The organism is Pseudomonas citronellolis, from assembly GCF_029335315.1.
Classification (GTDB): domain Bacteria; phylum Pseudomonadota; class Gammaproteobacteria; order Pseudomonadales; family Pseudomonadaceae; genus Pseudomonas; species Pseudomonas citronellolis_A.
On sequence record NZ_JARJLT010000127.1, the window covers coordinates 1 to 6,302 of the forward strand.

Here is a 6,302-nt window from a genome sequence, read left to right on the forward strand (position 1 = left end):
CCGGGGCCGTTGGGCGTGGAAATGTTGCCGCAGGTGCCGGTGGGTACCAGCTTGAAGGCGTTGCCCTGGTAGTCCTCGGTACTGGTGCCGGCGCAGGTCGTGCCCGCGCCGGCATAGCAGTCGTTTTGCCCCTTCAGCGCGGTGCCGAAACAGGGTTCGACCTTGCCGGACTTGACCTGTGCCGTGTGCTCGGCCTGGATCTTCTTCTGCGCGTCGGTGAACTCCTGGGCACTGGCGGGAGCCGCGGCAAGCGCGCCCAGGGCCGTTGCGAAGGCGCCGATCATGAGAGCGGATAGCGTGCTGTCGGACATAGTGGATCTCCACGTTCGAAGGGGACGGGACTCGCGACGGTCGGCGATCGCAGCGGCCAGGCCCGGAAGCCGGGGGCAACCCCGCACGGGGATCGCTTGCCGTCGGGACCCAGGCTAGGCGCCGGCCCCTCGGCTGGATTGCACGATGTTGCTGCGCTTGGTCGCGGCTTGCGAATCGACTGGACACGCCGCTCAACTGCGATCGAATCGACGAGGGATGCAGATCGGGTTTCTGACCTGGAAGCGGACTCGCGCCGAGGTGGCGACGACTGGGTGCGAATCGATAGTGAGGGGGATAAACGAACTGCGGTTAGCACAGAGGCAACGTCTATCGTCTATGCAATTTAACATAATATACATTATGCGAAGTTGCGGATAACGCCATGGGGGTGCGTGTGCTGCAGATTGCGTCTGTTGAAATGCCGCTTCCAACCTCAAGCCGGCTTCTGCCCATGGCATCCTCGATTCTGTGGTTTGGCCTGTTCCCATGGCCAGCCCCCCCAGGTTTCGATTTCCTTGTTTCCTTGTTTCCTTGTTTCCTTGTTTCCGATCTTCTTCGTTCATTCTCCTGCACGCGGCGTTCTACATTCGTTTCGTCGCTGCTGCGTTCGCAACGCGCCCATGGTCCTCCTGCATGCATCGAGACGGATCGATCCGCACGGCAATCGCCTGGTGTCCGATCGCCGCGGCGCTACGTGAAATCTGCCTGGACGCCTGTGGCTGAGACCGTCACTTTTCACGTACGGCCATGGTGAATTCGACATTACCTGCGGCTCCTGGCTATTGCAGTTGGTCGTCGACGCGGATGACCCAGCTCGCGTCGAGCTGGAGGCCTGGCATGGCAGCGAAGCCTGGCTGGATTCTGAACCAGGCGCTTTTATCCGGCTTGGTGCCTGGCCCTTGGGGCCTTGCCTGGCGCAGGTTGAAATGCCTGAAAAGGCCCTCGACCCGAACGCTTGAACCTGTCTAGAATGGCCGTCACCGCCTGCCTCTGGCGGGCCGTTTCCCCCTCCCGGGGAAATTCCTTTGCGCGCAAGTAATATCCGATAACAGCCAGACCCGGATATTGCCGATGGCGCGATTCTCCACGTCGTTTCCTCCATTCTTCACCTGCCGATGCCGCAATCGCCACAGCCGCTCTTCGAGACCTTCGCGCGTTTCCACGAACTGAATTTCCTGCAGCTGACCGAAGAGCTTCCGGCGGTACGCGATTACCTGCACGCGTTCGACGAGGACCTGCGCGCCGTCGAGGGCTACTTCGCCGTGCGCGGCTTTCTCAAGTCCTATGCCGGTAACGAGGCCACTTACACCTCCTACCGCACCCACGTCGAGCGCCTGTTGCTGTGGGCGCTGCTGGTCGAGGGCAAGCCCCTGCTGGAGCTGCGTCGGCGCGACGCCGAGGCGTTCATGGAGTTCTGCCTCAACCCGCCCGCCGACTGGGTCGGCCCGGTGGTCAAGGCGCGTTTTCAGCGCCTTGGCGGGCGTCGCAAGCTGGAGTCCGACGGCTATCAGGTGAACCCCGCCTGGCGACCTTTCAGCAGCACCCTGGCCAAGCGTGAACGCAAGCTCGCCGCCGAGGCCATGAGCGCCCTGCCCGCGCGGCCTTACCGCATGGCCCAGGGCTCGGTGGCCCAGGTGTTCGCGGTGTGCGGCAGCTTCTTCCAGCACGCCATGGACGAAGGCCTGACCGAGGTGAACCCGTTCCGCGCGGTGAAACAGAAGTCGGTCTACAAGCAGCGCAATACGCTGGATGTGGCCTCGCGCTCGCTGACCCAGTTGCAGTGGAACTACGTCATCGAGACCGCCGAGCTGATGGCCGGCGAAGACCCGCTGCACGAGCGCGAGCTGTTCATCCTGGCCACGCTGTTCGCCATGTACCTGCGGGTTTCCGACCTGGTCGGCCGCGACAACTGGACGCCAACGATGGGCGACTTCCGTCGCGATAGCACCGGCAACTGGTGGTTCCACGTGGTCGGCAAGGGCAACAAGGCGGCGCGCATCAGCGTACGCGACGACTACGTGCAGACTTACCTGGTGCGCTACCGCCGCCACCTGGGGTTGCCTCCCCTGCCCTCGCCCCGCGAAGCCACGCCGCTGATCGGCACCCTCAAGGGCCGCGGCGGGCTTTCCGACCGCCATGTGCGCCTGCTGCTGCAAGGGGTGTTCGACCGTTCGCTGCAACGCATGGCCGGTGAAGGCTGGAGCGACGACGAGATCGACCAGTTGCGTTCGGTCTCCCTGCATTGGCTGCGGCACACCTCGGCCACCTTCGACGCGCCGCTGCGCGACATGAAGGACCTGCAGGCCGACCTGCGCCACAACAGCCTCAGCACCACCCAGAACACCTACTACAACTCGCTGGACGAGCAGCGCGCGCACTCGATCAAGGGCTTGAAGATCAAGCGCTGATTCAGCGCACCACGTGCAGGTAATGCAGGTGGCGCTCGTACTGGTCGAGGATGTCGCCGATCACGTCGTCGCGGCTCCAGCCCATGATGTCGTAGTCCTGGCCGCCCTCGCGCAGGTGCACTTCGGCGCGGAAGTACTTGCGCGCCTCGCTGGCGTCCTCGGTGTCGCGCATCACGAAACTGGGCGTGGTGAAGGCGCGCGGGCGCACTTCATAGAGGAAACGGCCCTCGCCCGCGTGGTCCAGCTGCAGCGTCACGCGGCCGTCGTCGCGCTCCAGCACGGCCACCTCGTAGCCCTGCTTGCGCAGCTCGGTCGCCACTTCTTCGCAGGCCGGTTTCGCCACCTCGGCGATGAAGCGGGTGACGTGGGCGCGGCGCGGGCGCAGGGCGATGTTGCGCAGCCGCCGTTGCCAGCCGCCTTCGGCGTGCGGCGCATGGCGTGGCGCGGGCAGCGCCTGGTAGCGCAGGTCGCGGCGGGTGGCGTCCAGGTGCAGGGCGCGGAACAGCCCCCAGATCGACGCCAGGAGGATGACCGCGAACGGCAGCGCGCTGGCGATGGTCGCCGTCTGCAGCGCCTTCAGGCCGTTGGCCAGGAGCAGCGCGATGGCCACCACGCCGATGCTCACCGACCAGAAGATGCGCTGCCACAACGGCGAATGGTCGTGCCCGGACGAGGCCAGCATGTCCACCACCAGGGCGCCGGAGTCGGCCGAGGTGACGAAGAACACCACCACCATCAGCACCGCCACCAGCGACACCACGCTGGACAGCGGGAAGTGCTCGAGGAAGGCGAACAGCGCCAGGGAACTGTCCTGGCTGACCACGCTGGCGAGGTCAGTCACGCCTTCGTTGAGGATCATGTGCAGCGCCGAATCGCCGAACACCGTCATCCACAACAGGGTGAATCCGGCCGGTACGAAGAGTACGCCGCAGACGAACTGGCGGATCGTCCGCCCGCGCGAGATGCGCGCGATGAACAGCCCGACGAAGGGCGACCAGGACAGCCACCAGCCCCAGTACAGCAAGGTCCAGCCGCCGATCCAGTCGGTGGGCTGGTAGGCGTAGAGGTTGAAGGTCTTGTTGACGATTTCCGAGAGGTAGGCGCCGGTGTTCTGCACGTAGGTCTGCAACAGGAACACCGTCGGCCCGAGCAGCAGCACGAACAGCAGCAGGATCACCGCCAGGCCGAGGTTCAGCTCGGAGAGGATGCGGATGCCCTTGTCCAGGCCGCTGGCCACCGAGAGCGTGGCCAGGCCGCAGGTCACGGCGATCAGGATGACCTGCACCGTGGTGTTCACCGGCAGGCCGAACACATGGTGGAAGCCGCTGTTGATCTGCAGCACGCCATAGCCCAGCGAGGTGGCCACGCCGAACACGGTACCGAGAATGGCGAAGACGTCCACCGCGTGGCCGATGGGCCCGTAGATGCGCTCGCCAATCAGCGGGTACAGCGCCGAGCGCAGGGTCAGCGGCAGGCCCTTGCGGAAACTGAAGTAGGCCAGGATCAGTCCGACGATGGCGTAGATCGCCCAGGCATGCAGGCCCCAGTGGAAGAAGGTGATCTTCATCGCCTCGCGGGCGGCGGCCACGCTGCCGGCCTCGCCCACCGGCGGGCTGGTGAAGTGCATCACCGGCTCGGCAACGCCGAAGAACATCAGGCCGATGCCCATGCCGGCGGAGAACAGCATGGCGAACCAACTGCTGTTGCGGTATTCCGGCTCGCTGTGGTCGGGGCCGAGCTTGATGTCGCCGTAGCGGCTGATGGCGAGGAACACCACGCTGATCAGCACCAGCGCCACGGCGAGGATGTAGAACCAGCTGGCGTTGACCACGATCCATTTCTGGATGCGTTCGAACAGGCCCTGGGCCTGTTCCTGGAAGATCACGGCGTACAGCACCAGTAGCGCGATGAGCAGCGCGCTGCTGTAGAAGACCGGCGGGTTGAGGGTGCTCCTTGGTTTCTCGGGAGTGGGCATCGGGAAAGGTTGCTCCTGTGTAGCGCAGGCGCGGGGCGCCTCGAACGCGGGATTCGCCCTTTAGGGTAGCGCAACTGCGCCTCGAAAAATTTCGAGGGCAGGCCTTGCTATGCTTTTCGCCCCCTTGCCCGGCCATTGGCCGGGCGTCCCTGGGCGCTGTCGGCAAAAGAGCATGCACCCGCCGGTTTGCGCCACAGTGAATCCCCACTAGATTCAAGTACATGGTCCCTCGCCGGCGTGCTCGGCGCAGAACAAGGAAAGAACGATGTTGAACTACGTGGCCCTGGGCATCCTTATCGCGGTCGCCCTGATTCTCTTCTACGGCATCATCGCCATCCACGACATTCCCTACGAGATCGCCAAGGAGCGCAACCACCCGCACCAGGACTCCATCCACGTGGCCGGCTGGGTGAGCCTGTTCACCCTGCACGTGCTCTGGCCGTTCCTGTGGATCTGGGCGACGCTGTACCGCGAGGACCGCGGCTGGGGCATGGGCAACCCGAACGCGCCGGCCACCGAGCGCGAGCTGGCGGAGCTGAAGAACGAGCTGCTGGAGCTCAAGCGCACCCTCGCCCACCCCGATGCGCACGGCGAAGGGAGCAACTGAGATGGAGACGTTGCTGCTGCTGACCTACGCCGCCATCTGCATTGTCGTGTTCAAGCTGTTCCGCATTCCGAAGACCAAGTGGACGGTGCCCACCGCCGCCCTCGGCGGCGTAGTGCTGGTCGGCTGCCTGGTGTTCTTCATGAACTACAACCACCCCTACTCCGAGGTGATGCGCAGCTACTTCATCAGCACGCCGATCTCGCCGAACGTCAGTGGCCAGGTGATCGACGTGCCGGTGCAGCGCGACCACCCGGTGAAGAAAGGCGACGTACTGTTCCGCATGGACCCGACACCCTTCGAAAGCAAGGTGAAGTCGCTGGAGGCCCAGCTGGTTTCGGCCAAGGCCGACGTCTACCGCGCCTCCACCCTGGTCGAGCGCAACGTCGGCAACCGCCGCGACCTGGACCAGGCCACCGCGCGGGTCAACGATATCGAAGCGCAGCTGATCGGCGCCCGCTACAACCTCGACAGCACGACGGTGCGCGCCCCCGCCGACGGTATCGTCACCCAACTGATCCTGCGCCCCGGCATGCGCGCGACGCGCTTCGCCACCCGCCCGTCGATGGTCCTGGTGCCTAACGAGGACTACTACTATGTCGCCTGGATGCGCCAGAACAGCCAGTTGCGCCTGAACGCCGGCGACTACGCCGAGGTCGCTTTCGACGGGATTCCGGGGCAGGTCTTCGCCGCCAAGGTCCGTCGCGTGCTGGCGGTGATCGGCGAGGGCCAAGTGCAACCCGGCGGCAACCTGGTCAGCTTCAGCACCGAACTGCCGCCTGGGCGCGTGCCGGTGGTGCTGGACATCACCGATCCGGCCTTCGACCAGTACCGCAGCGTGCTGCCCGGCGGCTCCTTCGGCCAGGCCGCGGTCTACAGCGAGCACGCCCACGAGCTGGCGGTGATGCGCAAGATCCTGCTGCGCATGGCGTCCTGGCTCAACTACATCTATCCGTTCCACTAGGCCGCGCGGCCGGCTGTCCAGGCACGGAAGACGAGCTCT

General features: G+C 65.1%; 5 protein-coding genes. 3 read left to right on the plus strand and 2 right to left on the minus strand.

Translation table 11 applies throughout. The features are described from left to right. A partial coding sequence (locus tag P3W75_RS10890; protein WP_276227392.1) for a BufA1 family periplasmic bufferin-type metallophore occupies nt 1-311 on the minus strand: 311 nt, incomplete at its 3' end. Nucleotides 312-1,427: 1,116 nt separating this feature from the next. Between P3W75_RS10890 and P3W75_RS10895 the strand changes: the two genes are divergently transcribed. Further along, nucleotides 1,428-2,720 carry a tyrosine-type recombinase/integrase gene (locus tag P3W75_RS10895; protein WP_276227393.1) on the plus strand — a complete coding sequence of 431 codons (1,293 nt, stop codon included), beginning with the start codon at nt 1,428-1,430 and terminating at the stop codon, nt 2,718-2,720. Nucleotide 2,721: 1 nt separating this feature from the next. Here the strand turns inward: P3W75_RS10895 and P3W75_RS10900 are convergent, their stop codons facing one another. Further along, on the minus strand, nt 2,722-4,695 hold the full coding sequence (locus P3W75_RS10900; protein ID WP_276227394.1) for a BCCT family transporter: 1,974 nt from the start codon (nt 4,693-4,695) through the stop codon (nt 2,722-2,724). Between the two features lie 265 nt (nt 4,696-4,960). On the opposite strand from P3W75_RS10900, the gene P3W75_RS10905 reads away from it, so the two are divergent. Together P3W75_RS10905 and P3W75_RS10910 are read left to right on the plus strand one after the other, a co-directional pair. After that, on the plus strand, nt 4,961-5,302 hold the full coding sequence (locus P3W75_RS10905) for a DUF3302 domain-containing protein (protein ID WP_276227395.1): 342 nt from the start codon (nt 4,961-4,963) through the stop codon (nt 5,300-5,302). A gap of 1 nt (nt 5,303) precedes the next feature. Beyond that, complete coding sequence (locus P3W75_RS10910; RefSeq protein WP_276227396.1) at nt 5,304-6,263, plus strand: HlyD family secretion protein; 960 nt, start codon at nt 5,304-5,306, stop codon at nt 6,261-6,263. The last annotated feature ends 39 nt before the right edge of the window (nt 6,264-6,302 follow it).